This is a genomic window from Actinoallomurus sp. NPDC052274, from assembly GCF_040679475.1.
GTDB classification, from domain to species: domain Bacteria; phylum Actinomycetota; class Actinomycetes; order Streptosporangiales; family Streptosporangiaceae; genus Actinoallomurus; species Actinoallomurus liliacearum.
Genome location: NZ_JBFAUT010000006.1, coordinates 78,549 through 101,596 on the forward strand (window position 1 = coordinate 78,549; position 23,048 = coordinate 101,596).

24 protein-coding genes are annotated in these 23,048 nt (G+C 72.1%); 13 read left to right on the forward strand and 11 right to left on the reverse strand.

Annotation, left to right across the window (positions count from 1 at the left end):
* Nucleotides 1–109: 109 nt before the first annotated feature.
* Both AB0K82_RS07365 and AB0K82_RS07370 read left to right on the forward strand, forming a co-directional pair.
* A complete protein-coding gene (locus tag AB0K82_RS07365; RefSeq protein WP_364393890.1) occupies nt 110–874 on the forward strand; it encodes a TetR/AcrR family transcriptional regulator in 765 nt (254 codons plus the stop codon).
* Between the two features lie 54 nt (nt 875–928).
* Nucleotides 929–2,437 (forward strand): serine/threonine-protein kinase, encoded by a 1,509-nt coding sequence (locus AB0K82_RS07370; RefSeq protein WP_364393893.1) that lies wholly within the window; start codon nt 929–931, stop codon nt 2,435–2,437.
* Nucleotides 2,438–2,442: 5 nt separating this feature from the next.
* On the opposite strand, the gene AB0K82_RS07375 is transcribed toward AB0K82_RS07370, so the two are convergent.
* The 3 genes from AB0K82_RS07375 to AB0K82_RS07385 are packed head-to-tail and all read right to left on the reverse strand — an operon-like array spanning nt 2,443 to nt 5,581.
* Nucleotides 2,443–3,273, reverse strand: a complete 831-nt coding sequence (locus tag AB0K82_RS07375) for a hypothetical protein (RefSeq protein WP_364393895.1) — start codon at nt 3,271–3,273, stop codon at nt 2,443–2,445.
* A complete protein-coding gene (locus AB0K82_RS07380; RefSeq protein ID WP_364393898.1) occupies nt 3,270–4,817 on the reverse strand; it encodes an MFS transporter in 1,548 nt (515 codons plus the stop codon). Before AB0K82_RS07380 ends, AB0K82_RS07375 begins: the two co-directional genes overlap by 4 nt.
* A 5-nt stretch (nt 4,818–4,822) precedes the next feature.
* Complete coding sequence (locus AB0K82_RS07385) at nt 4,823–5,581, reverse strand: class I SAM-dependent methyltransferase (RefSeq protein WP_364393901.1); 759 nt, start codon at nt 5,579–5,581, stop codon at nt 4,823–4,825.
* A gap of 166 nt (nt 5,582–5,747) precedes the next feature.
* Here AB0K82_RS07385 and AB0K82_RS07390 point away from each other — a divergent pair, with 166 nt between their 5' ends.
* The 6 genes from AB0K82_RS07390 to AB0K82_RS07415 all read left to right on the forward strand — a co-directional run bounded on the left by AB0K82_RS07390 (nt 5,748) and on the right by AB0K82_RS07415 (nt 12,543).
* The gene (locus tag AB0K82_RS07390; RefSeq protein ID WP_364393903.1) at nt 5,748–5,894 is read left to right on the forward strand and encodes a hypothetical protein; all 147 of its coding nucleotides are present in this window, start codon (nt 5,748–5,750) and stop codon (nt 5,892–5,894) included.
* Nucleotides 5,895–5,958: 64 nt separating this feature from the next.
* Entirely contained in the window at nt 5,959–8,490 is a 2,532-nt protein-coding gene (lanL, locus tag AB0K82_RS07395; protein WP_364393905.1) for a class IV lanthionine synthetase LanL, read from the forward strand.
* Between the two features lie 20 nt (nt 8,491–8,510).
* Nucleotides 8,511–10,100 carry an FAD-dependent monooxygenase gene (locus tag AB0K82_RS07400; RefSeq protein WP_364393908.1) on the forward strand — a complete coding sequence of 530 codons (1,590 nt, stop codon included), beginning with the start codon at nt 8,511–8,513 and terminating at the stop codon, nt 10,098–10,100.
* 59 nt (nt 10,101–10,159) lie between these two features.
* Nucleotides 10,160–10,912: a 6-phosphogluconolactonase gene (locus AB0K82_RS07405; protein WP_364393910.1), complete on the forward strand. Its 753-nt coding sequence runs from the start codon at nt 10,160–10,162 to the stop codon at nt 10,910–10,912.
* Nucleotides 10,909–12,030, forward strand: coding sequence for an amidohydrolase family protein (locus tag AB0K82_RS07410; protein ID WP_364393912.1), 1,122 nt, complete (start codon nt 10,909–10,911; stop codon nt 12,028–12,030). The genes AB0K82_RS07405 and AB0K82_RS07410 overlap by 4 nt, the downstream gene beginning before the upstream one ends.
* A gap of 87 nt (nt 12,031–12,117) precedes the next feature.
* Nucleotides 12,118–12,543, forward strand: a complete 426-nt coding sequence (locus AB0K82_RS07415) for a CBS domain-containing protein (protein ID WP_364393914.1) — start codon at nt 12,118–12,120, stop codon at nt 12,541–12,543.
* Nucleotides 12,544–12,570: 27 nt separating this feature from the next.
* Here the strand turns inward: AB0K82_RS07415 and AB0K82_RS07420 are convergent, their stop codons facing one another.
* Nucleotides 12,571–12,966: a helix-turn-helix domain-containing protein gene (locus tag AB0K82_RS07420; protein ID WP_364393917.1), complete on the reverse strand. Its 396-nt coding sequence runs from the start codon at nt 12,964–12,966 to the stop codon at nt 12,571–12,573.
* 137 nt (nt 12,967–13,103) lie between these two features.
* Between AB0K82_RS07420 and AB0K82_RS07425 the strand changes: the two genes are divergently transcribed.
* Nucleotides 13,104–13,640 (forward strand): SRPBCC domain-containing protein, encoded by a 537-nt coding sequence (locus AB0K82_RS07425; protein ID WP_364393920.1) that lies wholly within the window; start codon nt 13,104–13,106, stop codon nt 13,638–13,640.
* An 8-nt stretch (nt 13,641–13,648) separates the two neighbouring features.
* Here AB0K82_RS07425 and AB0K82_RS07430 read toward each other — a convergent pair whose 3' ends face one another.
* The 4 genes from AB0K82_RS07430 to AB0K82_RS07445 form a co-directional block, all read right to left on the reverse strand.
* Entirely contained in the window at nt 13,649–14,572 is a 924-nt protein-coding gene (locus AB0K82_RS07430; protein ID WP_364393922.1) for an RNA polymerase sigma-70 factor, read from the reverse strand.
* 6 nt (nt 14,573–14,578) lie between these two features.
* A complete protein-coding gene (locus tag AB0K82_RS07435) occupies nt 14,579–15,523 on the reverse strand; it encodes an NAD(P)-dependent oxidoreductase (RefSeq protein ID WP_364393924.1) in 945 nt (314 codons plus the stop codon).
* Nucleotides 15,524–15,637: 114 nt separating this feature from the next.
* Nucleotides 15,638–16,141 carry a VOC family protein gene (locus tag AB0K82_RS07440; protein WP_364393926.1) on the reverse strand — a complete coding sequence of 168 codons (504 nt, stop codon included), beginning with the start codon at nt 16,139–16,141 and terminating at the stop codon, nt 15,638–15,640.
* Nucleotides 16,142–16,246: 105 nt separating this feature from the next.
* Nucleotides 16,247–17,014 (reverse strand): pirin family protein, encoded by a 768-nt coding sequence (locus AB0K82_RS07445; protein WP_364393929.1) that lies wholly within the window; start codon nt 17,012–17,014, stop codon nt 16,247–16,249.
* 124 nt (nt 17,015–17,138) lie between these two features.
* Here AB0K82_RS07445 and AB0K82_RS07450 point away from each other — a divergent pair, with 124 nt between their 5' ends.
* Nucleotides 17,139–17,603 (forward strand): MarR family transcriptional regulator, encoded by a 465-nt coding sequence (locus tag AB0K82_RS07450; RefSeq protein WP_364393931.1) that lies wholly within the window; start codon nt 17,139–17,141, stop codon nt 17,601–17,603.
* A 102-nt stretch (nt 17,604–17,705) separates the two neighbouring features.
* Complete coding sequence (locus AB0K82_RS07455) at nt 17,706–17,939, forward strand: EF-hand domain-containing protein (protein ID WP_345359204.1); 234 nt, start codon at nt 17,706–17,708, stop codon at nt 17,937–17,939.
* 129 nt (nt 17,940–18,068) lie between these two features.
* Here AB0K82_RS07455 and AB0K82_RS07460 read toward each other — a convergent pair whose 3' ends face one another.
* The 3 genes from AB0K82_RS07460 to AB0K82_RS07470 form a co-directional block, all read right to left on the reverse strand.
* Nucleotides 18,069–18,914 (reverse strand): RDD family protein, encoded by an 846-nt coding sequence (locus AB0K82_RS07460; RefSeq protein WP_364393933.1) that lies wholly within the window; start codon nt 18,912–18,914, stop codon nt 18,069–18,071.
* Nucleotides 18,915–19,022: 108 nt separating this feature from the next.
* Entirely contained in the window at nt 19,023–19,751 is a 729-nt protein-coding gene (locus AB0K82_RS07465; protein ID WP_364393935.1) for a chitinase, read from the reverse strand.
* 136 nt (nt 19,752–19,887) lie between these two features.
* A complete protein-coding gene (locus AB0K82_RS07470) occupies nt 19,888–20,364 on the reverse strand; it encodes a cupin domain-containing protein (protein ID WP_364393937.1) in 477 nt (158 codons plus the stop codon).
* A gap of 138 nt (nt 20,365–20,502) precedes the next feature.
* Here AB0K82_RS07470 and AB0K82_RS07475 point away from each other — a divergent pair, with 138 nt between their 5' ends.
* Together AB0K82_RS07475 and AB0K82_RS07480 are read left to right on the forward strand one after the other, a co-directional pair.
* Nucleotides 20,503–21,855: an NtaA/DmoA family FMN-dependent monooxygenase gene (locus tag AB0K82_RS07475; protein WP_364393939.1), complete on the forward strand. Its 1,353-nt coding sequence runs from the start codon at nt 20,503–20,505 to the stop codon at nt 21,853–21,855.
* The gene (locus tag AB0K82_RS07480) at nt 21,852–23,048 is read left to right on the forward strand and encodes an LLM class flavin-dependent oxidoreductase (protein ID WP_364393941.1); all 1,197 of its coding nucleotides are present in this window, start codon (nt 21,852–21,854) and stop codon (nt 23,046–23,048) included. Before AB0K82_RS07475 ends, AB0K82_RS07480 begins: the two co-directional genes overlap by 4 nt.

Sequence of the window (23,048 nt, forward strand, 5' to 3'; positions counted from 1 at the left end):
GGGACGCATCCCCTTCCACATTCACGCGCACAGCGCCGCTCGCTCGCGCTGGCACGATCCAACGACCCGGCCTCGAATAACGTCAACCCTGTTGGCATAAGGTCCTGGCATGGGGAAGAAGGCGGTGCGGGACGGGGAGCGCCGGCGACGCCGGCGGACCAAGCAGGGGCAGGTGCTCAGCCACGCCCTGATCATCGAGACCGCGCTGCGGCTGCTCCGCGAACACGGTGCGCACGGCCTGACCGCGCGGCGCCTCGGCCTGTCGCTCGGCGCCGACCCCAGCACCGTCTACCGCTACTTCGACGGCATGGACGACCTGACCCTCGCCCTGGCGGACGAGCTGATGGGGCGGGCGTTCAGCGGCTGGAGCGCGACCGGCGACTGGCGACGCGACCTGCGCGAACTGGGGCTGCGGGTACACGCCACCTACCTCGCCCATCCCCAGGCGGCCGTGCTCACGGCCGCCCGCGTCAGCGGACGGTCGCAGGAGGTCGCCGCGGACGAGGCCATCCTGGGTCTCCTGCGCGGTGCGGGGTTCCCCGACCCGTCGGCGGTGCGGATCTACCACGCCTTCATCGATCAGGCCCTGGCCTTCGCGGCGCTGGACGCCGCCTCGGCGACCCTGCCGGAGCCCGCCCGCCACGCCGACCGGACGATCTGGCGCGCGACGTACGCGCGGCTGCCGGAGCGGACGCATCCCAACATCACCGCGGTGGCGGACCTCCTGGCGGCACGGATGAACTCCAGCGCCTACCCGGCCGCCCTGGACATGATGCTCGCGAGCGCCGCCGGGGAGCTCGCCTCCGTCGCGCACCACGGCTCCGGCGATGACCGGGGGAGGGCGGTAACGAAACCGTACAGTCCGCCTGACTGACGGTCCGGGGCCGCGAAGATGGACCGGTGTGCCCTGCCGAGCGGAGGAGACGCGATGGCGTCAGGTCGTACGAGGCTGGAGCCACTGGCCCGGCAGGACCCCCGGCGGATCGGCGGTTACACGCTGCTGGGGCGGCTCGGGAGCGGTGCGATGGGCCGGGTCTACCTCGGCAGGTCGGCCTCGGGACGGCTGGTCGCGGTCAAGACGATCAGGGGCGAGTTCGCCGGCGACGCCGAATTCCGCTCCCGCTTCGCCCGTGAGGTCGTGGCGGCGGGCCGGGTCAGCGGCGTGTTCACGGCGGCGGTGGTGGCCGCCGACCCGGAGGCCGAGATCCCGTGGCTGGCCACCGCGTACATCCCGGCGCCCTCCCTGGAGGAGCTCGTACGGACGTGCGGGCCGTTGCCGGTTCCGGCCCTGCGCTGGCTGGCCGCCGGGTGCGCCGAGGCGCTGGACTCGATTCACCAGGCGGGGCTGGTGCACCGGGACCTGAAACCGTCGAACGTGCTGGTGTCGATCGAGGGGCCACGGGTCATCGACTTCGGCGTGGCGCGGGCGACCGAGCGCGTCACGGCCACCGCGACGCACCAGGCCGTCGGCACCCCCGCGTACATGGCTCCCGAGCAGGCGCGCGACAGCAGGCGGACGACGCCGGCGAGTGATGTCTTCGCCCTCGGTTCGACCCTGCTGTTCGCCGCCACCGGACACCCGCCGTACTCGGGGAAGTCGGTGACCGACGTCCTGCTCCGCCTGGCGAGCGATCCACCGGACCTCACCGGAGTACCGGATGAGGCCGCCGACCTGCTGCTGGACTGCCTCCGGCGCGACCCGGCGGACCGCCCCACGGCGGACGCCCTGCTGGCCCGCCTGGCGGCCGAACTCGACGGCAGCGGCGCGGCGCCGCTGCCCGAGGAGGCCCTCACCCTGCTCGAGGAGTACCGGCGGGAGCCACGGCCGGGGGAACCGCCGCGGGCGGATGACCGCGCCGCCGGCGAGGACACGCTGGACTCGCCCACCTCGATCAGAGCGCCGGAGCGATCGCCGGCGGCTCCCCTCCCGGACCCGGATGCCCCGGACCGGCGGCGTACGGTCCCGCCCCGGCGGAGCGGCCGGGGCGGGCGGATCCTCATGGTGCTGCTCGGAGCGGTGGCCGTGCTGCTGACCGGGGTCACGCTGGGCCGGATGGGCGACGACCGGCCACAACGGCCGCTCGGGCCGCCACCGCCCGGGGCCGTCCCCGCCGGAGCACCCGGCGTCGCCCGGACGGCACGGCCGTCGGGACCGCCGGGGATCACGCTGAACCAGGACTACGGCGACGGGCGCACGGGGTTCGTCGTCCACGGCACCGGCCTGACACCCGGCCGGACGGTCACGGTCCGGCTCGACCGGGACAGGGTGTCGGCGCTGACGCCGGTCGTCGACTTCGCTGGCACGTTCAACTACGTGATCAACCAGAGCCACGAGTTCTACTCCGGAAAGATCCCGCCCGGCCGGCATCGCCTCACCGTGACCGTGCCCGGCGTCGGCGCCCCGTTGGAGGCGGCGTTCACCGTGAACGACCTGTAGCCCGGCTACCGCGAACGGTCCCACCACAGGTCCTCCTGCCGCGAGCACCAGGACGGGTCGGCGAGGCGGTCCAGGTCGGCCGGGGTGACGATGGCGTGCTCGATCAGCACCCCGACGACCACCTCGTCGGAGAGCCGGGTCCCGGCCCGCGCGAGCCCACGCAGGTTGATCTTGCGGCGGAGCACCTTGAGATGCTCGCCGACGCGCGCGGCGAGCCGGTCGCGGAAGACCGGGTCGTGGTCGAACTGCTCGATCTCGTAATAGGCGTCCGTCACCTCCAACGCCGCGCGGGCGATCTCCGGCGTCCGGGGCAGCGGAGTCGTACGGGTCGGGTCCAGCAGCCACGGGCGGCACAGGAGGAGCGCCACCAGGAAGAGCTTGGTGTGCGGATCCAGGTACAGCGGGAGCAGCGTCGAGTCGTCGTCCGGCCGGGCGACGGGCGGGCTCCCGAGGGCGTCGGTCGCGGTGGACAGGACCGTCACGCGGACGGCCTGACCCTCGTCGAGCATGCCCCGCGAACCCACCAGCGTCGTCCCCGTCCGGATGAACCAGCCGGCGGACGGCTCACCGCCCGCCTCCAGCGGCGGCAGCCGGATCTGGTATCCGTCGCTCTCGGTGTACAACGCGTGGGTCCGGCTGAGGTTGGCCACCCACGCGCCGCCGCACAGTGCGCTGATCACGCCCGCCCGGCGGGAGAGACCACGGTCGGCGGAGATCACCAGGTCCGCGTCCGGCCCCCGGCCGAAGACCAGCCGCTCGTGCTCAGAGAGCTCCCGGACCAACCCGGACGGCGCCGTGACGCGCGTGACGGCGGGAGCCGCGGCGCGCGGTGTCATCGAGGCACCCCGCCAGTACTCATGTGCGCCGAGTGTAGGACCGGCGCTTCCGGCCCGCCCATCCCCGAATCCGGGGGTAGCCGGAGTCGCCCCCCGGAGCTTTGCTGTGAAGGCCTCGCAAGTGTCAGAACCCAGGCAGGGGCGGCCTGGTCCATCATCGCCGGCTCGGCACCGGACGCGCGGGGGCGGTTCGGTAGGGGCGGCACCGTCCGGGGTGATCCGGAGCATTCTGGAGGGGTGCTCCGGATCCACCCTGACGGCCCGCACAAGGATCCAGAGCCAGGTCTGCGCGCGTACGCACCGGATCCGGGGCCGGGACCGGTCTGTAACGCGGACGTGTCGGATCGCCGCCGCATTCCCCGGACCTCGGGGACGAGGAGGGTGGCGGCCGTGAGAACGGCGATGAGGATCGCCCCGGCCGCGAGTACGGCCCGGACCCCGAAGGCGTCCGCGGCCGGCCCGGCGGCCACCGCCCCGACGGGGGCGAGGGCGAGGCCGCCGAGAACGTCGTAGGAGGACAGGCGGGACAGCATCGCCGGGGGGATCTCCTGCTGCACGGCCAAGGCCCGGTTGACCGCGGACACCTCCAGGCAGCCGCCGGTGAGGAGCGCGGCCGCCGCGACCCAGGGAACGGTGAGCGGAACCGCGAGCGTGCCGAGGAACAGCGCGAACACCGACGCCGACAGGCTCGCCGCCACCAGCAGCCGCCGGACCCGGAGCCTGACCAGGACGGCGCCGCCGAGGATCGCTCCGATGGCGAAGGCGGCCGTGACGATCCCCCAGCTCCGGGCGCCGCCGAGCCGGACCTGAGCGACGAGGGGACCGAGGACACCGGCCGCGGAGTAGATGGCGGCGACGAGCGCGGACTGGACGACGATCGCCCAGAGCCAGCGCCGGGAGACGAAGTCACGCCAGCCCTCCCGCAGTTCGTGCGGCAGGCTCGCCCGGGGTGCTCGTGGCAGGTGGGGAAAGCGCATGAGGGCACGGAGCGCACCGGCCACCGCGAAGCTCGCCGCGTCGATCGCCAGGCCCCAGCCCGGCCCGGCCCAGCCGACCAGCGCACCGCCCAGCGCGGCGCCGCCGATCTGGGCCCCGTTCCGGCCGATGCGGTCCATCGCGTTCGCCCGCGCCAACTGATCGGCGGTCACCGTCTGGGGAAGCAGGCCCTCGGCGGCGGGGAAGAAGAAGCCGAAGCCGACCCCGCGCACGGCGGCCAGCACCGCCAGGCCCGCGATCCGGGCTCCACCGCCGCCCGTCAGCACCAGAAGCGCCGATCCGGCCTGGGCCAGTGCCTGCAGGGCGTTCGCCGCCATCATGACCTGGTGGCGGGGCAGGCGGTCCGCGACCACTCCGCCGAGCAGCAGCAGAAGGATCGTGGGGATCAGCGATGCCGTCGCGATGTACCCCACGCCGCTCGCCGAGCCGCCGACCGAGAAGACGGCGAACGGAAGCGCCACGGCGGCGATCGCGGTCCCGGTCACCGAGATGACGTCGCACGCCAGCAACAGCCGGAAGTTCCGGCTGTGCAACGGCCCGCTGGGCATCTTCTTCAGCAGGAGGGCGCCCGGCCCGTCTTCGTGTACACGGAGACGTGCCGGGCACTGGCCGCGTGGAAGGGCCCGCCGGTCCAGTCGCCGTGTCGGGCCGTCAGCTCGAGGTCTCCCAACCGCGCCATGAGGTCCAGCTCCGTCAGGTGGACGAGACGGTGCGTACTCGCCATGACCTTGACCCCGTCGGCGTTCAGGAAGACGTGCCGGTACTCGACGATCTGGTCGAGTTGGTCGTACCGCATGAGCTGGAACGTCGCGGCGTTCAGGCCGGTGAACGGGCCGACGCTGATCGGTCGCTGCTCGGTGAGGGCGCGGTGCGCCACGGAGGTCTCCAGGACGAGACTGCCGCCGTCGCGCAGCAGCCGGGCCGCCGACGCGACGCAGGCCACCTGCCGCTCTTGCGTGTGCAGTTCGCAGAAGGAGTTCCAGACCGCGTAGATGACGTCGAACTCCCCGTCCACCTCAGGGGCTGTCATGTCCGACCGCAGCGCCTTGACCTTTCGGCCGGGGTCCTTCGTCCTGAGCATTCTGAGCATGTCGGGAGACGCGTCCACTCCCGTCACGTCGCAGCCGCGTTCGGCCAGCGGCAGGGCGACCCGGCCGGTGCCGACTCCGAGCTCGAGTACCCGACCGCCGGAGGCCAGTTTCGCCAGAAAGGAGACTGTTTCTTCCGTCTCAGCGGTGAAATCGTAGAGGTCGTCATAAATCGCTGAAATGTCGCTGTAGCGATCCTCGGGGGTGCCGTAATCACTGCTCATGGACATCCTTCGCCGCGATCGCCGAACGTCTCAGTGAGAAGAACGAGTGTCGCGCCTGGTCATCGGACTGGCAACATTCGGTCATATCCGGTATAGCGTCTTGTCAGCTCTGATGTTACGGTCTGTCGGTAAGGTTCTGATGGCTGTCTAGCAGGAGGGAGGCGACATGTCCACACTTCTGGAGATGGAGCCCCGACTGGCCGGAACCGACGTGGTCGAGCCGGCCGTCGACTTCGAGAAGCACTGGGATGACCTGACGGAACGCGCCGAATGCCCGGCGACGGTTCCGCACGTGACGAGCCCGAACTGCTGATCGCAGTCGCGGCTCGCACTCGTCGGAACGCGGGCCGGTGATCGGCCTCGGTGAGATGGGCGAAATGGGGTACCAGGAACCGGTAGACCAGGTCGTCAGGCGATATGCCGGGGCCGACCACACGGTCACGAGCGGCCCCGTTTGGCTCGTCGTCAGGCCGAACGGGGCCGTGCTTCCGGAGCACGGCTGGAAACTGCACATATCCTCCCGCTCGGCCGACTATCCCGCGCTGGTGGAAACGCTTCTTCCCCTCCTGGTGGCCGAAGGCTGCGTGTTCAAGCTCGCGCGTTCGCAGCAGGTCCTCGATGAGCTGAACGACGGCCGGACCGCACCGGCGAGTGTCGGGAAGGCGTTCACCGTCTATCCCGACCAGAAGCGGGTCCGCGAGCTCGGAACCCACCTCGCCCGGACGTTGCGCGGCCACCCGGGACCACGGGTGCTCAGCGATCGACGGGTGCGCGCGGACGCCCCGGTGTACTACCGGTACGGCCCGTTCGCCGTCAGGTGGAGCGACGACGCGCGCGGCAGACCGGTGAACCTGCTGTACGGGCCCGACGGCGAGGAGTTCGACGCGCTCGCCGGACTCGGCTACCGGCAGCCCTCCTGGGTCACCGACCCGTTCACCGGCCGGGCCGGCGGCGCGGTACCCGACGGCGGCGACGTCCTGCTCGGCGGCCGTTACCGGGTCGTCGGCGGCATCCGGGAGGCCGCCCAGGGCAATGTCTACCGCGCGATCGACGGGCGCGAGAGCCGCCCTGTGGTCGTCAAGCAGGCACGCGCCCTGATCGCCGAGCACGGTGACCGGAACGACAGCCGGCTGCGGCTGCGCAACGAGCGCCGCGTGCTGGAGGTCCTGGACGGGGTGGCCGGGGTGCCCCGGTTCATCGACCACTTCCGGCACGGTGACGACGAGTTCCTGGTCACCACCGACTGCGGCCCCCGGTCGCTGGACGACGACGTGCGGCGGGACGGCCCGTACGAGACCGGTCCCGGCACGGGCGCGCGCCGTCTCGACCGGCTGGCCGTCGACCTGGCCCGCATCCTGCTCCGGGTGCACGAACGCGGCGTCATCATGCGGGACCTCACCCCCGCGAACGTCGTGGTCGGCGGCGAGGTCGCCGTCGTCGATTTCGGGCTCGCGGCGTACGACGGCCTGCACCTGCCCGGGAAGACGCCGGGCTACGCGCCCGCGCGGCAGATACGGAACGAGCCGCCACGCGACACCGATGACCTTCACGCGCTCGGCATGACCCTGGCGTTCGCGGCGACCGGCCTGCACCCGGTCGCCCTGGGAGAGGATCCCGGGCTGCCGCGGACCCGAGCGTTGCAGACCCTTTCCCGGCACCACGGCCGGACACCGTGCGGAATCATCGCCGCCATCGCCGACCTTCTGGGGGACGACGATCGGCGCGCCCGCGCCGCGGCGCGTCGGATCGCGTCCGAGGACACCGATCGGCGACCGGCCGGGCCCCTCCCGGCGTTCCCCGCCGTCACCGAGGAGACCGCCGCGGAGGTCGCCCACGGCTTGGTGCGCGACCTGGTCGGCCGCCTGAGTGACGTGCTGGACGCTCCGGACACCACTCAGGCCGCCCGTGACGTCAGCGTCTACAGCGGCAGCGCCGGCATCGGCCTCGAACTGCTGCATCACCTCGCCTACCCGCCGGCCGCCGCGAGGGCGCGCGAACTCGTGGCCTTCACCGCACGCGTCGCGGGTCGGAGGAACCTGCCGCCCGGCCTGTTCACCGGCGTCACCGGAACGGCCGTCTTCCTCCAAGAGGCCGCCGATCGCGGCATCGGCGCCGATGAGCGGCCCGGCCGGAGCCTCCCGTCACCGGACTGGAGGCCCGACACTCCCGACCTGATCGACGGAACCGCCGGTGTCGGCCTGGGACACCTGTACCTCTACCGGGCCGGCGGCGACCCGGCGGATCTCGAGGTGGCGTTGCGCTGCGCGCGGGAGGTCGCGGCGGACCGCCCACCGGCGTCCGGCTCGGCGCCGGGCGAGGCCGACTTGGCCGCGGGACGGGCCCATGGCCTCGCGGGTACGGCGGAGCTGCTGCTCCGCGTCGCCGAGGAGACCGGCGAAACGCCCATGCTCGAACTCGCCGCGGGCCGGGTGCGCCGCCTCGCGGAGCGCGCGCGTTCGCTGATTCCCGAGGCGAAGAATCGGGCGGCCGAAGAGCTGACCGTGTCCTGGTGCCGCGGACTGTCCGGGATCGGCCGGACCCTCCTGCACGCGAGCGCGGTGCTGGGCGACGCGTCCCTGGCCGACCTCGCACGTCAGGCCGCCGACGCCTGCATCCTCCGGGTTCCCCGGCTCAGCGCGCCCGGTCGATGCTGCGGCGCGGCCGGCGTCGGTGGCTACCTGCTCGACGTGGCCGTTCTCGAGCAGTCCGCGCGGTATTGGGACGCGGCACGCGACGTCGGCACCCACCTCCTGCTCCGAAACGCCGGTTCCCCCGAGCATCCCCGATTCTTCGCGGCCGGCGCACCTCCCGACCGCGCACTCTCGTGGGCGCATGGGCTGACCGGCATCCTGATGTTCTTCCGGCGGCTGGCCCACGGAGGAGCCGAGGGACCGCAGGCCCTTCGGTGACGCCGGAGGAGAAGGTCCCCGTGCTCATCGTCGGCGCGGGGTACGCCGGGCTCTCCGCCGCCGTCTCACTCGCCTGGCGCGGCATCCCTCCGCTGCTCGTCGAGCGTCACCCGGGCACGTCCGTCCGGCCGAAGGCGTACGGGCTCAACCACCGGGCCATGGAGCTGCTGCGCCAGGCGCCCGGCCTCGAGGAGGCTCTCCGGACGGAGGCGCTGACCTTCCACCGGCTCGTCGAGAGATCCTTCGCCGGCTGCGTGCCGCCGATCCCGCTGCCCGAGCCGGGCCGGCCGAGCGGGCTCATCGAGCGGCTCACCCCCGTGGCGGACCTGGGGCTGTACCAGGATCACGTCGAGGGGATCCTGCGCGCCAAGGCGGAGGACCTCGGCGCGAACCTGCGCTTCGCCACCGAACTGACCTCGCTGCGGCAGGACCCGGACGGCGTCACCGCGACGGTCGAAGCGGCCACCGGCGTCCGGCGTACCATCCGGGCCGAGTATCTGATCGCGGCGGACGGGCACGACAGCCCCGTCCGGACCGCCCTGCGAACGCCCACCCGCGGAATGGGCGAGCTCGCCCGAACCCATCTGGTCGCGTTCCGGGCCGGCCTGTCCGGCGCCGCCCCGAACGTCGACCTCGAGCTCTACCATCTGCTGCACCGGGACCCCATGGTCGCGGTCGCGTTCGGATCGACCCGTGCCGACACGGACACCCATCTCCTCCGGCTGACGTGCCCGCCGAACCGCGAAGCCGTCCGTGCGGGACTCCGCCCCGAGCGGTGCGCGGAGCTGATCCGCTCGGCCACCGGCCTGCCCGGCCTGGACGTCGAGGTGCTCGACCAGTCCGCGTTCTCGGTCGGTCACCTGCTCGCCGAACGCTTCTCAACCGGCCGCGTCTTCCTCGCCGGGGACGCCGCCCACGTGATGCCGCCGAGCGGCGGCCAGGCGTCGAGCGCGGCCGTCCACGACGGCTGGGACATCGGGTGGCGGCTGGCGCTCGTACTGACCGGGCAGGCCGGACCGGACCTCCTCGACACCTACGACGCCGAACGTCGCCCCGTCTGCCACCTCATCGCCGACTTCCAGCTCGCGAACTGGTTCGCCCGGACGCCGGGCACCGTGCCCCCCGCCGAGCCGACCGAGCCCGTCGACCCGGCGCGGCTGACGTTCGGCCACCGCTACCGGTCTGGCGCCGTCATCCAGGACGAGGGCGCGGACGAGGACGGCCCGGTGACCGAGGACCCTTTCGCGCAGACCGGGCGGCCGGGTGGCCGTGCGCCGCACGTGATCCTCGAACGTGGCGGCGAGCCGCTCTCCACGCTCGACCTGTTCGGACCGGACCTCGTGCTGCTGGCCGGGCCGTCCGGCGCGGACTGGGCGGACGCCGCCCGCGATGCCGCCGCGCGGCTCGGGGTCCGGCTCACGGTCCATCGCATCGGCACCGACCTCTCCGACCCCACGGGCACCTGGTGCGCGCGGTACGGGGTCGGGCCGGCCGGCGCCTCGCTCGTACGCCCGGACGGGCATGTGGCCTGGCGGTCGCGCGGCCGCGCGGACGACGCGCCCCGTGTGCTGCGCGAGGCGCTCGCCCGGATTCTGGCCAGGGTCGCCTGAGCGCTTCCCGCGCACGCGGGGGGAGGACACCCGGTGGCCGGGGAGTACCGTTGCCGGCGATGACAGATCGAGAGCGGTCGAGCGCCGCGACGTACGAACCCGTCCTCCGCCGGTTCCCCGACCCCGAGGCGCTGGGCCGCGCCGCCGCGCGCGACATCGCGGCGGCGATCACCAGGCGGCTGGAGACCCGCCCCGAAGTCCGGATGATCTTCGCCGCGGCGCCGAGCCAGGAGGCGACGCTGCGCGCGCTGGCCGCGCGGCCGGGCGTCGACTGGACGCGGGTGACCGCGTTCCATATGGACGAGTACCTCGGCCTGGACGACGCTGCCCCGCAGCGGTTCGGCGCCTGGCTGCGGCGGACGTTCTTCGACCGGGTGCCGCTCAGGGCGGTGCGCCTGATCGACCCGGACGCGCCCCCCGAGGCGTACGCCCGGTCGCTGTCGGCCGCGCCGATCGACATCACCTGCCTGGGGATCGGGGTCAACGGGCACCTGGCGTTCAACGACCCGCCCGCCGACCTGGACGACCCCGCGTCCGTCAAGGTCGTCGAACTGGACGAGGTCTGCCGCCTTCAGCAGGTCGACGACGGCTGCTTCGCGGCCCTGGCCGAGGTGCCCCGCCGGGCGATCACCCTCACCGTGCCGGCGCTGCTGTCGGCCGAGGAGGTCTTCTGCATGGTGCCCGGTGCGCGCAAACGGGACGCGGTGACCGCCGCGCTGCGCGGCCCGATCGGAGGACATCTGCCGGCGAGCGCGCTGCGCACCCACCCGCGCTGCGTGGTCTACGTCGACGAGGAGTCCGCGCCCCGATGAGGATCAGCGGCCGGGATCCGGCGAGCGGGCGCACGCTGTGCGTGAGCGTCGAGGACGGGCGGATCGCCGCGATCACCGAGGCGGACGGGCCTGCGGAGTTGTGGCTCGCGCCGGGACTGGTCGACCTGCAGGTCAACGGGTTCGCCGGGCACGACGTGAACGCCGCCGACGTCGACGAGACCACGGTGACCGCGCTGGTGAGCGCGTTGCGCCGCGTGGGGACGACCACGGTGGTCCCGACGATCGTGACCGCGCCCGAGGAGCGCATCCGCGCGGCGCTGTCCGCGATCGCGCGGGCGCGCGGGGCCGATCCGCTCGTCGCGCGCGCGATCCCGTACGTCCACGTGGAGGGGCCGTTCCTGTCGGCGGAGGACGGCCCGCGCGGCGTGCACGACGCGCGGTATCTGCGGCCCGCCGACCTCGAGGAGCTGCGCCGCTGGGGCGACCTCGTCCGCATGGTCACCATCTCGCCGCACGACGAGGCGGCGATCGACTTCATCGCCCACGCCACCCGCAGGGGCGTGCGCTGCGCGATCGGGCACACCCATGCCACGCCCGAGCAGATCACCCGGGCGATCGACGCCGGCGCCGAACTCGCCACGCACCTGGGCAACGCCACCTACACCATGCTGCCCCGGCACCCGAACCACCTGTGGACCCAGCTCGCCGATGACCGCCTGCACGCGGGGTTCATCGCGGACGGGCACCACCTGCCCGCCGACACCTTCCGCGTCATGCTGCGCGCCAAGGGCGTCGAGCGCGCCCACCTGGTGTCCGACGCGACGGCGCTGGCGGGCATGCCGCCGGGACGCTACCGGACCCCGGTGGGCGGGGACGTCGAGCTGTCGGCGGACGGCCGGCTGTCCTACGTCGGCACGCCCCTGCTGGCCGGTGCCTCCCGGTCCCTCGCCGACGGGGTGGCGACCGCGATCACGATGGCCGGCCTGACCCTCGACACGGGGCTGCGCCTGGCCACGGCGAATCCCGGACGCTTCGTCGGCGGCCGTGGCCTGCTGCGGCCCGGCCGGCCCGCGGACCTGATCGTCTTCGCCTGGCGGCCGGGGGACGCCACGCTCGACATCCGCGAGGTCCTCGTCGCCGGGCAGCCGGTGATCTGACCGGCGGCGTGGGACTTTCGCCCTCTGGCGCCCGGGGCTCGTCGCGAGGGACGATTCGAACGAGGGGCTGAAAGGGGGAGATCGATCATGACGACCGCACGTGAGGTCATGCACCAGGGTTGTGAGTGCCTGTCGATCAACGAGAATCTCACCACGGCGGCCCGCCGCATGGCGGAGATGGACGTGGGCGCGCTGCCGGTCTGCGGAGAGGACGGCAGGCTGAAGGGGATCATCACCGATCGCGACATCGTCGTGAAGGCCATCGCGCAGGGCAGGAACCCCTCCGACTGCCGGGCCGGAGAGCTCGTCGGCGAAGGCGAGGTGTGGTACGTCGACGCCGGGTCGGACATCGAGAGCGTCCTCCACCAGATGGCCGAGCACCGGATCCGCCGCCTGCCCGTGCTGGAGGAGAACGAACTCGTCGGGATCATCAGCCAGGCCGATCTCGCGGCCAAGTTGCCCGATGAGATGGTCGGCGAACTCGTGACGGCCATCTCCAGCACGTCACACTGACCGCACGTCCCCGCGCCGGGCGGCCGGTCACCTGCCGCCGTCGAAGTCCTCGCGGTTGCGGGAGATGTCGGCCTGGTGCGTCCGTACCCAGAGGACGAGATGGTCGACGGCCGCGGCCAGGGAGCGGCCGAGGGGGGTGAGCGCGTACTCGACGCGCGGGGGGACCTCGGCGTAGGCGGTCCGGGTGATCAGGCCGTCGCGCCGCAGGGCGCGCAGGGTCTGGCTGAGCATGCGCTGAGAGATACCGGCGATCCGCTCGTGCAGGGCGGTGAAGCGCATCGGGCCGGGTGCCAGCGTCGTGACGACCAGGACGGTCCACTTGTCGCCGACCCGGGTGAGGACGTCGCGGACGAGCTCGATCGTCTCCGCGCAGTCGGGCGTCATCCCTCGCGCGACCAGGTCGGCGCGCAGCACGGCGTCCATGGCGATTCCGCCTTCCGGGTGCGTTGCTTACGGGAAAGTGCGTATCAGAAAGGCGGATTAACACGGGGCCTTCCGCGATTCCTCCCGATGGTAACCATCGACGACCGCCGCGGCGGTCAGCGGGCGGAGGGACGCGGATGAGCGCACGGCAGGCCGAGGTGAAGCCGGAGGACGGGCCCGGCGTCCGGCACGACACCTTCACGATCGTCCGGCGTCTGGACGCGGCCCCGGCCGTCGTCTTCGCCGCCTTCGCCGACTCCGATGTCCGGCGCCGCTGGTTCCGGCTTCCCGGGTCGGGGGCCGTCTACCACCACGAGTTCGGGGTGGGCGGCGGCGAGACGGCGCACAGCACCTTCTCCGTCCTGGACTCGGTCCCGGAGCGGCTGGAGTACCGGTCCCGCTACCTCGACATCGTGCCGGACCGCAGGATCGTCTTCGGGTACGAGTCCACCGTCGACGACCTGCTGCGCTGGACCTCCCTGGTCACGGTCCTGCTGGCCGACGACTCCGGATCGACCCTGCTGACGTGGACCGAGCAGGTCGCCTTCCTGGTCGCCACCGGCGACGGCAGCGCCGACCTGCCCCACCTGCGCGGCGGCACGACGCTACGCCTGAACGCCCTGGCGGCGGCGCTCGCCCCGGACCCCGTCCCGCGCCGGCGGGGTCCGGAGTGACCGACGGTTCAGCCGTCGCCGGCTCGGCGGCCCGCGCGCACCAGGGCGCTGAGGTCGCCGACCCGGTCGAAGTGCTGCAATTTGTCGGGGTTGACTACGGAGTGAATCGTCTGGACCTGACCGTCGGCGATATCCAGCCCCATCACCCCGACCAGCAGGTCCCGCGTGTCGAACACCAGGGCGCCCGGCTGGCCGTTGACCTCGGTGACGTGGAAACGCACGCCACCGGCACGCGCCAGCATGGGCGCCACCGCAGCCAGAACACGCGCCACCCGCCGACGTCCGTTGACCGGCCGCCCCAGCGCCGGCACCTTGCCGCCGCCGTCACCGTGCATCGCCACATCCTGCGCCAGCAGTTCTTCGAGCGCCCGCAGGTCGCCCTGTTCGACGGCGGCGAAGAAGCGCCGAGCCAGCTGTTGCCGCTGTCGCCGAGAGGCGTAGTAGCGCGGTCGGCGCTCCTGGAGGTGTTTGCGAGCCCGCGCGACCAGGTGCCGCGTACTGTCCACGTCGGTGCCGACGATCTCGGCGACCTGGGGGTACGGATACTCGAACACCTCGCGCAGCAGGAACGCGGCCCGCTGCCGTGGCGACAGACTCTCCAGCAACACCAGGACGGCCAACGACAGCGAGTCGGCGGTCTCCGCGTGCTCGCCTGGTGACGGATCGGTGGCCAGCGGTTCCGGTAGCCACTCGCCGACGTATCGCTCCCGGCGCGCGCGTGCCGAGCGCAGCTGATCGATGGCCAGGCGAGTGACCAAGGTGGCGATGTACGCCCGCGGCGAGACGATCGTTTCGCCCCCCTGCTGGGTCTGGTGCAGCCGCAGGAACGCCTCCTGTACCACGTCCTCGGCTTCGCTGACGCTGCCGAGCATCTGGTAGGCGATGGCGAAGGCGCGCGGCCGCAGATCGCCGTAAAGGTCCGAGGTGGACATGCCGAGTCAGCTCAATCCGTCGGTGAAACCCGTGCGCCAGCTCGGGTACCGCGGTTTCCAGTCCAGTTCGCGCTTGGTCTTGCCGGTGGAGATCCCGCGGGCCCGCGTCATCATGTCCACCGCGCCCTTGCCGGCCAGCGGGCGGGCGAGCCAGGCCGGTACGCGACGCGGCGGTCCAGCGCCGAGTGTCCGGGCGAGGTAGGGCAGCCAGTCACGCACCGGTGCCGGATCGTCATCGGCGACATGGTAGATCCCGGGCCTGCCGCGTTCGATGGCCGCGACCGTGGCCGAGGCGGCGTCGGTGATGTGCACCAGCGACCACACCCCGCGGCCGCCGCCGACGATAGGGAACCTTCGCTTGCGGATCTGCTCGGTCATGACCGCGTCCGGCGCGGCGCTGAGGGCGGTCCCAGGGCCATAGAAGGAACCGTAGCGAAGCACGATGCCGTCGGCCCAGGTGATGCCGGTCACCGCGTCCTCCACGTGGCGCAACGCGGCCACCGCCGCCTCGGCGTCCGCAGGCGGGTTCGGTTCGATCCGGCCGTTCTCGTCGGCGACCGGCCCACCGCTGCGTTCCATCCACAAAGAGTTGCTCTGTGCCACGAACCTGCGGACGCCGACCGCACGCGCGGCGGCCAGCAGGTGGTCGGTTCCCTCGGTGCGCAGCCGGTTGGTGGCGGCCGCCATCCGTTTCACCTGCCGCATGGTCGACGGTCCGCTCAGCGCGGTGAGCTGATGGACGATCACCGCGGGCTCGGCCTTGGCCACCACATCGGCCACCGAGTCCGGATCGAGCGCGTCCACGATGACCGGCTCGGCGCCCAGCGCCCGCAGCGCGCCGGTCTTGGCCGCCGAGCGAGTCGTACCGACGACCTCATGGCCGCGCGCCACGAGCTGGGTGACGAGATGGCCGCCGATCGCGCCGGACGCTCCGGCGATGAGGATTCTCATGACGTCTCCGTTCGTCGCGTCACCGACAAGAGACGAGAAGCCCTCTCACTCCATGACCGGCAGTGACCCGGTTCACAGGCGAAGGACTTCGGCGGCCGGTGCGACCGGCGACGGTCACAGCACCTGGTTGCCGTACATCTCGCCGAGCGGGTCGGAGATGAGCTCGATGCGGGCGCCGTCGGGGTCGCGGAAGTAGACCGACACCTCGCTGTGGACGACGTGCTCGACGCCGGCCTCGTCCAGGCGGCGCACGATCTCGTCCCAGCGTGCCGGCTCCACGGAGATCGCGCAGTGGTGGAGGCCGCCGAGGACCTCGGCGTACGGGCCGAGGTCGAGCCCGGGGAAGTCGAAGAAGGCGAGCAGGTTGCCGTTGCCGATGTCGAAGAAGAAGTGCGAGGAGCCGGGGTAGTCCCGGTTCTCGATCAGCTCGGTGAGGGGGAAGCCCAGCACGTCCTGGTAGAAGCGGACGGTGCGCTCCACGTCGCTGCTGATCAGCGCGGTGTGATGCAGTCCGCGCGCCGTGGACCGGGGACGCTCGGCCGCGGGACGGAGATGGGCGTCCCGGAGGCGCTGCCGCTCGGCCTCGATCGCGCCGAGATCGGTCGGGGTGTCGGTCATGGTTCCTCCGATGCGGGGTCGTGACGGGTTCCCGGCCGGTGGCCGGGTGGTGGGTTCCCTGCCCATGGGCGGGGCCCACGTCACCCGGTGTTTCCGGCCGGGCGGTCAGGCGGCGATGGTGGCGTGCATCTCCCATACCAGGATCTCCGCGGGCTCGGTCGCCGTGACCCGCTGCCCGCCGACCGCGGTGAAGCGCACGGCGTCACCGGTGCCGAGCGGACCGGCGTCTTCGAGATTCACGGCGCCGCGCGCGACGAACAGGTGCAGGAACGGCGCCTCGGGCAGCTCGACGCTCTGGCCGGGTGCCAGACGGGCGGCGTAGAGCGCGGCGTACCGGTTCTTGATCCGGATCGCGGCCTCGCCGTCGTGCCGCTCCAGTCCGGAGGCGACGGGGACGAGCGCGCCGGAGGACAGCAGTTTCTCGTCGATCTCCAGCTGCTCGTAGCCGGGGGTGATGCCGGCCTCGTCGGGCACCACCCACATCTGCACGAAGTGCACCGGCTCGTCGTGCCGCTCGCCCCGCAGGTGCCAGGAGTCGTTCTTCTCGGAGTGCAGGATGCCGGTGCCGGCGCTCATCCGCTGGGCGAGCCCCGGGTAGATCACCCCGTTGTGGCCGGTGGAGTCCTGGTGGACCAGCGACCCGCGCAGGACCCAGGTGACGATCTCCATGTCGCGATGCGGGTGGGTCTCGAAGCCCATGCCGGGCGTGACCACGTCGTCGTTGTTGACGAGCAGCAGCCCGTGGTGGGTGTTGCGAGGGTCGTGGTGGTGGCCGAACGAGAACGAGTGCTTCGAGTCGAGCCAGCCGATCTCGGTCTTGAAGCGTTCGTCCGCGCGGCGGATGTCGATCTGCGGGCTCATCTGGGTGCGCATGGGACGGCTCCTCATTCCGACGTCTAGGTAGATGATGAATCATCTACGCGGCTCACAACCTACATGACGCGTCATATATTTCCCAACCGGATGACATGTCATTGATCACGTTAGGGTGGAGGTCATGAGCGGCACACGATGGCTCGATGACGAGGAGCAGCGCGCCTGGCGTGCGTTCATCCGCATGCACGGGCAACTGACCGCACGGCTCAGCCGGCAGCTGCAGGCCGACTCCGGCCTCTCGCTGGCCGACTACGAGGTGCTCGTCCAGCTCACCGACGCCCCGGACGGGCGGCTACGGCCGTTCGAGCTGCAGCGCGGCCTGCAGTGGGAGCAGAGTCGCCTGTCGCACCACCTCACCCGGATGCAGCGCCGCGGCCTGGTCGCGCGAGAGGAGTGCGACGAGGACGGCCGCGGCGCCGTGGTCGCGTTGACCGACGCGGGCCGGCGCGCCATCGTGGCCGCCGCCCCCGGGCACGTCGACACCGTACGACGCCTGTTCTTCGACGGGCTCACCCGCGACCAGGTCGCCCTGCTCCGCCAGGTGTCCGACCACGTGCTCGGCCGGCTCGACGCCACGGCCGGCTGAGCCCCGGCCCGGCCGCGGCGCAAATTCGCCGCACCTGAGGGCGATGGTCGCTCCGGGAATCGTTACGATCGGGGACCACGGTCGCTCTGGTGGAAGGGAATCATGTCCGATCAGTACGAGGCGGTGTTCGCTCGGTACGACACCGATGGGGATGGGCGGCTCACCGCGGACGAGGTGACCGCGGCGATCGCGGGGATGTTCCCGGCGGCCGAGGTGAACGATCTGTCGGGGATCGTCAGGGCGTTGTTCGTCCAGTACGACACCAACGGTGACGGGCTGCTGTCGGCGGCCGAGTTCGTGCCGCTGGCCGAGAACCTCCCCGAGCTCGGTTCCTGAGGCCGGCCCCCGTCGACGACGCGTGCCGAACCCCTGGCGACGAGCGGAGCTCCGTCGCCAGGGGCCTCCTCGGGGATCAGGCGGCTCGTGCCAGTGCGTCCCCGCCGCCGGCCGGAACCTTCCGGTGGTTCACCGCGGCGGGGTCTTGACCACGACCGTTCGGGCGACCTTGTCATGCAGGCACTGGCGGTACGGCTTGTCCCAGAGCAGCCAGAGGACGTTCAGCAGACCGAACATGCCGCCGACGGTGGGGACCTGCGGCACGAGCGCGTAGAGCGCGGCCCGCTTGGCGGCGGTGCCCCCGGTGATCGGAGCGCGGTCCGACAGCGTGACCACCTTGATGTTCATGACCCGCTTGCCCACGGTCCGGCCCCACCGGGAGAGCGCGAACGCCTCATAACCGAAGGCGACCACCCCGCTCGCCAGCCCGATCAGCAGGCTGTACCCCATCAGGCTCAGCTCCGTGTGCAGCATCTCGCCGACCGGCGGCGCCGGGGCGTCCGGATCGGACGGGAGGGTGGTCCTGATCCGGTGGAGGTACCAGAGGAAGTACCAGACCAGCAGGGGCGCCGTGACCACCGAGAGGATGAGGCCGTCGATGATCCGGGCGACGAGACGCTGCCACCACTCGGCGAGGGTCGGGTCCATCGCCGTCGGCGGACCGTAGGCCGGGTACGGCCCACCGGGCGGATAGGACGGATACGGCGGTGCCGGCGGCGGACCGCCGTAGTGCCCCGGACCTGAAGACCCGTACGCCCCGGGCGGCGGACCGCCGTAGTGCCCAGGGTGCGAAGACCCGTACGGGCCGGGCGGCGGACCGCCGTACGCTCCCGGCGCGGCGTCGGCATAGGGCTGGCCGGGAGGAAGTCCGTACGGCCGGGGATGCGGGCCTGGCTGGTCCGGCTGAGAGCCGCCCGACGGAGGCTCCGCCTCCGGGGCCTCCGCCGCCTCGTCTTCGGGTGGATCCGTCGCCATCGTTCGCACCATCCCCGTCGGTTCCAGCCGGCAGGAGGAGACCTGACGGCGCACGCGCGAGAATAGGGCAGATCCCTCCGGACGTGGAGGTTTTCGGGCGATCAGGAATCAGCAGGACAGGTTGCCGCCGGCGCCGACGCCGAGGATGCCGGCGAACCTCTGGTAGAGGTTGATGCGGTCCTGGCGCTGGTCCGGATTCTTTCCGTCGCACTCCAGGTCGCCGTTGATGCTGCGGATCGTCGCGCCGAAGCCCTTGTCGCTCACCATCGCCTCGTGCGAGGTCATGGTGCCGGCGCCCTTCTGGGTGTTCCAGAACCACAGGCCGGTCTGCCACGAGACGGCGGCGTCCCTCTCCACTCTGTACGGGTCGTGCAGCAGGTCGAGGTGCAGGGCGTCCCCGGCGGCCTTGTAGTTGAAGTTCCAGCTCAACTGCAGCGGGCCGCGTCCGTAGTAGGCGTTCGCGCCCGCGGGACAGCCGTAAGGTTGGGTTCTGTCGCAATAGTGGCTGTAGTTGGCTTTGTTCTGCTCGACGACGTATCTCAGGCCGCCCGTCTCGTGGCCGACATTGGCGAGGAAGGCCGCCGCCTCGCGCCTTCTCGTGACCTCGCCGCCCGTCCGCGCGAACCCCGGGTAGGCGCGCAGCGCGTCGGTCAGGCCCTTGTAGGTGTAGAAGGGATTGCGGCCCGGGAACATCGCGTCGAATTGCGCCTGGCCGACCACGAAGGCGACGCCCCCGGCCGGGCCGCCGCCGGTCGCGGCGGTGGCCGGGGTGCTCAGGGCCAGCATGCTCGTCAGGGCGACCGAGGTCATGGCGGCCGGCACGCGACGTACGGACATCTCTCGCTCCTCGCGCAGCGTGGCCGGGCCGCCGAGCGACCGGTCCTCCGGTGTCCGCGGCCCGGACGACGGAGGACCCGTCGCGACTACTATCTGTAGCAGAGATCTCGCCGATCGTGGCGCTCTGATCGTCGTGTCACGTCGTCTCGGCGTCGTCGGTCCCGTCGACGGGCGCCCACAGGCTGGGCAGGTTCACCACGATGCCCTCCTGGGTGCTGCGCGCGATGACCACGACCGCCTCTTCCTCGGATGAAGGGTTCTCCTCCCGGTGCGGGACGTACGGCGGGACGAAGACGTAGTCGCCGGGCGAGGTCTCCAGACGCACCTCTTCCTCGCCTTCGGCGAAGACGAACACCGGATGTCCGGACACGACGTAGATCGCGGTCTCGGCCTCGCCGTGGTGATGGTCGCCGGAGTTGGTCGCCGGGTCGACGTGCGTACGGCCCATCCACAGCCGCCGGGAGCCGACGGTCCTGCCGGAGATCGCCGCGAAGCGCCGCATCCCCGAGGTCTGTGCGGTTTCCGGGTCGAGGTCTCCGCCGCGGATGTGCTCGAGACGCCGGTGCCATGCCGAAGTGCCGGACGTGCCGGCGTCGGCCCGCTCATCGCTCATGTCATCCATCCTTACATTCCTACCTATCTTGACCGGATTAGTAGGTTTTTTCTACAGTGGCATGGGCTCGCTGATCTCGCCTGCTCGGTCGGGCGACTCGCGAGTTCACGCCCGACCCCTCGACAGGGAGAGGTTTCGATGACACCCAGACAGGTGCACCTCGCCGCGCACTTCCCCGGCGTGAACAACACCACCGTCTGGACCGACCCCCGGTCCAAGAGCCAGATCGACTTCGACTCCTTCGTTCACCTCGCCCGTACGGCCGAACGCGGCAGGTTCGACTTCTTCTTCCTAGCCGAGGGGCTCCGGCTGCGCGAGCTCAAGGGCCGGATCCACGACCTGGACGTCGTCGGCCGGCCCGAGTCGCTGACCGTCCTGTCCGCCCTCGCGGCCGTCACCTCACACCTGGGCCTGGCCGCGACCGTCAACTCGACCTTCAACGAGCCGTACGAAGTGGCCAGGCGGCTGGCGACGCTCGACCATCTGAGCGGCGGCCGGGCGGCTTGGAACGTTGTAACGAGCTACGACGCGTTCACCGGGCAGAACTTCCGACGCGGCGGCTACCTGGATGAGGCGGACCGGTACACCCGCGCCGCCGAGTTCCTCCGGACTGCGCGGGAGCTGTGGGACTCCTGGCGGCCCGACGCCGTGGTGGCCGACGCCGGACGCGGCGAGTTCGTCCGGTCCGACGGCATCGAGACCTTCCGTCACCGGGGACGGCACATCGCCATCGAGGGAAGGTTCAACGTGCCGCGCGGGCCACAGGGCCACCCGGTCATCATCCAGGCGGGGGACTCCGACGAGGGCCGGGAGTTCGCCGCCTCCGACGCCGACGTCATCTTCAGCCGGCACAGCAGACTGGAGGAGGGCCGCGCGTTCTACAAGGACGTCAAGGCCCGGCTCGCCAAGTACGGCCGTCGGCCCGACGAGCTGAAGATCCTTCCCGCCGTGACCTACGTCCTCGGCGACACCGAGGAGGAGGCGGCCGAGCGCGCGGCGGAGATCCGGCGGGCGCAGGTGAGCCCGCAGACCGCGATCGCCTTCCTGGAGGGGATCTGGGGCCGGGACCTGTCCGACGTCGATCCGGACGGGCCGCTGCCCGACATCGACCCCGACTTCACCGAGGGGGTCTCGAAGGGCCGCGCCCAGTTCCGGGGCGACCGTCGGGCGACGGTCGAGCAGTGGCGGGAGGTGGCCCGGCAGAAACGGCTGACCGTACGTGAGCTGGTCATCGAGGTCACCGGCCGGCAGACGTTCGTCGGGACCGCGCGGACCATCGCCGACCAGATCGACGAGTTCGTCCAGACGGAGGCCGCGGACGGCTTCATCTTCGTGCCGCACCTCACGCCGGGCGGTCTGGACGACCTGGTCGACAAGGTCGTGCCGCTGCTCCAGGAGAAGGGTGTCTTCCGCACCGACTACACCGGCCCCACGCTCCGCGACCACCTCGGCCTCGCCGCCGTCCCGCACCGTCAGGAGGCCACCCTGTGACCCACCTCCACCTCGCCGTCGCGCTGGACGGCGCCGGCTGGCACCCGGCCGCGTGGCGGGCGCCGGACGCGCGGCCGAAGGACCTGTTCACCGCCGGGTACTGGGCCGACCTGGTCGCCGAGGCCGAACGCGCCCGCATCGACTTCGTGACCATCGAGGACTCGCTGGGCCCGCAATCTTCGGCCTTCGACGGCCAGGACGACCGCACCGACCAGGTGCGGGGCCGGCTCGACGCCGTGCTGCTGGCCGCCCGGCTCGCCCCGCTCACCTCCCGCATCGGGCTGGTGCCGACGACGAGCACCACCCACACCGAGCCGTTCCACGTCGCGATCGGCATCGCCACCCTCGACCACGTCAGCCGGGGCCGGGCGGGGTGGCGCCCGCAGATCTCCGGCCGGGCGAGCGACGCCCGCCACTTCGGCCGCCGCGAGTTCCCCGAGCTCCGCCCCGGCGCGTGGAACGACCCGGAGTTCGCCGGGCGCGTACGCGCGCTGTTCGCCGAGGCCGCCGACGCGGTGGAGGTCGTCCGGCGGCTGTGGGACAGCTGGGAGGACGACGCCGAGATCCGCGACGTGCCGACCGGCCGGTTCGTCGACCGCGACAAGCTGCACTACATCGACTTCGAAGGCCCGTACTTCAGCGTCAAGGGGCCCTCGATCACGCCACGGCCGCCGCAGGGGCAGCCGCTCGTCACGGCGCTCGCCCACGACGTCGTGCCCTACGAGTTCGCGGCCGGGGGAGCGGACGTCGTGTACGTGACGCCGCACTCCCGGGACCAGGTCACGACGATCATCGGACAGGTACGCGCCGCCGAGGAGCGCGCGGGCCGGGCCGGTGAGCCGCTGAAGATCTTCGCCGACCTGGTCGTCCTCCTCGACGGTGACCTCTCCACGGCCGAGGCCCGCAAGGGCCGGCTCGACGAACTGGACGGCGCTCCCTACTCCTCGGACGCCCTCATCTTCACCGGGACCCCCGGTGACCTGGCCGACCTGCTCCTGGACTGGCGGGCCGCCGGGCTCGACGGCTTCCGGCTGCGGCCGGCCGCCCTCCCGCACGACCTGACCGGCATCACTCAGGGGCTGGTGCCGGAGCTGCGGCGGCACGGCGCGTTCCGCGACGAGTACGAGGCCGACACCCTGCGCGGCCTGCTCGGCCTCGCCCGGCCGGCCAACCGGTACGCGGGGGCGTCGTGA

Excerpts from the sequence above, each read along its gene's own strand:
- AB0K82_RS07365 (WP_364393890.1), top strand. The coding sequence starts at position 110 with ATGGGGAAGAAGGCGGTGCGGGACGGGGAGCGCCGGCGACGCCGGCGG.
- AB0K82_RS07370 (WP_364393893.1), top strand. The coding sequence starts at position 929 with ATGGCGTCAGGTCGTACGAGGCTGGAGCCACTGGCCCGGCAGGACCCC.
- AB0K82_RS07375 (WP_364393895.1), bottom strand. The coding sequence starts at position 3,273 with ATGACACCGCGCGCCGCGGCTCCCGCCGTCACGCGCGTCACGGCGCCG.
- AB0K82_RS07380 (WP_364393898.1), bottom strand. The coding sequence starts at position 4,817 with ATGCCCAGCGGGCCGTTGCACAGCCGGAACTTCCGGCTGTTGCTGGCG.
- AB0K82_RS07385 (WP_364393901.1), bottom strand. The coding sequence starts at position 5,581 with ATGAGCAGTGATTACGGCACCCCCGAGGATCGCTACAGCGACATTTCA.
- AB0K82_RS07390 (WP_364393903.1), top strand. The coding sequence starts at position 5,748 with ATGTCCACACTTCTGGAGATGGAGCCCCGACTGGCCGGAACCGACGTG.
- lanL (WP_364393905.1), top strand. The coding sequence starts at position 5,959 with ATGGGGTACCAGGAACCGGTAGACCAGGTCGTCAGGCGATATGCCGGG.
- AB0K82_RS07405 (WP_364393910.1), top strand. The coding sequence starts at position 10,160 with ATGACAGATCGAGAGCGGTCGAGCGCCGCGACGTACGAACCCGTCCTC.
- AB0K82_RS07410 (WP_364393912.1), top strand. The coding sequence starts at position 10,909 with ATGAGGATCAGCGGCCGGGATCCGGCGAGCGGGCGCACGCTGTGCGTG.
- AB0K82_RS07415 (WP_364393914.1), top strand. The coding sequence starts at position 12,118 with ATGACGACCGCACGTGAGGTCATGCACCAGGGTTGTGAGTGCCTGTCG.
- AB0K82_RS07420 (WP_364393917.1), bottom strand. The coding sequence starts at position 12,966 with ATGGACGCCGTGCTGCGCGCCGACCTGGTCGCGCGAGGGATGACGCCC.
- AB0K82_RS07425 (WP_364393920.1), top strand. The coding sequence starts at position 13,104 with ATGAGCGCACGGCAGGCCGAGGTGAAGCCGGAGGACGGGCCCGGCGTC.
- AB0K82_RS07430 (WP_364393922.1), bottom strand. The coding sequence starts at position 14,572 with ATGTCCACCTCGGACCTTTACGGCGATCTGCGGCCGCGCGCCTTCGCC.
- AB0K82_RS07435 (WP_364393924.1), bottom strand. The coding sequence starts at position 15,523 with ATGAGAATCCTCATCGCCGGAGCGTCCGGCGCGATCGGCGGCCATCTC.
- AB0K82_RS07440 (WP_364393926.1), bottom strand. The coding sequence starts at position 16,141 with ATGACCGACACCCCGACCGATCTCGGCGCGATCGAGGCCGAGCGGCAG.
- AB0K82_RS07445 (WP_364393929.1), bottom strand. The coding sequence starts at position 17,014 with ATGCGCACCCAGATGAGCCCGCAGATCGACATCCGCCGCGCGGACGAA.
- AB0K82_RS07450 (WP_364393931.1), top strand. The coding sequence starts at position 17,139 with ATGAGCGGCACACGATGGCTCGATGACGAGGAGCAGCGCGCCTGGCGT.
- AB0K82_RS07455 (WP_345359204.1), top strand. The coding sequence starts at position 17,706 with ATGTCCGATCAGTACGAGGCGGTGTTCGCTCGGTACGACACCGATGGG.
- AB0K82_RS07460 (WP_364393933.1), bottom strand. The coding sequence starts at position 18,914 with ATGGCGACGGATCCACCCGAAGACGAGGCGGCGGAGGCCCCGGAGGCG.
- AB0K82_RS07465 (WP_364393935.1), bottom strand. The coding sequence starts at position 19,751 with ATGTCCGTACGTCGCGTGCCGGCCGCCATGACCTCGGTCGCCCTGACG.
- AB0K82_RS07470 (WP_364393937.1), bottom strand. The coding sequence starts at position 20,364 with ATGAGCGATGAGCGGGCCGACGCCGGCACGTCCGGCACTTCGGCATGG.
- AB0K82_RS07475 (WP_364393939.1), top strand. The coding sequence starts at position 20,503 with ATGACACCCAGACAGGTGCACCTCGCCGCGCACTTCCCCGGCGTGAAC.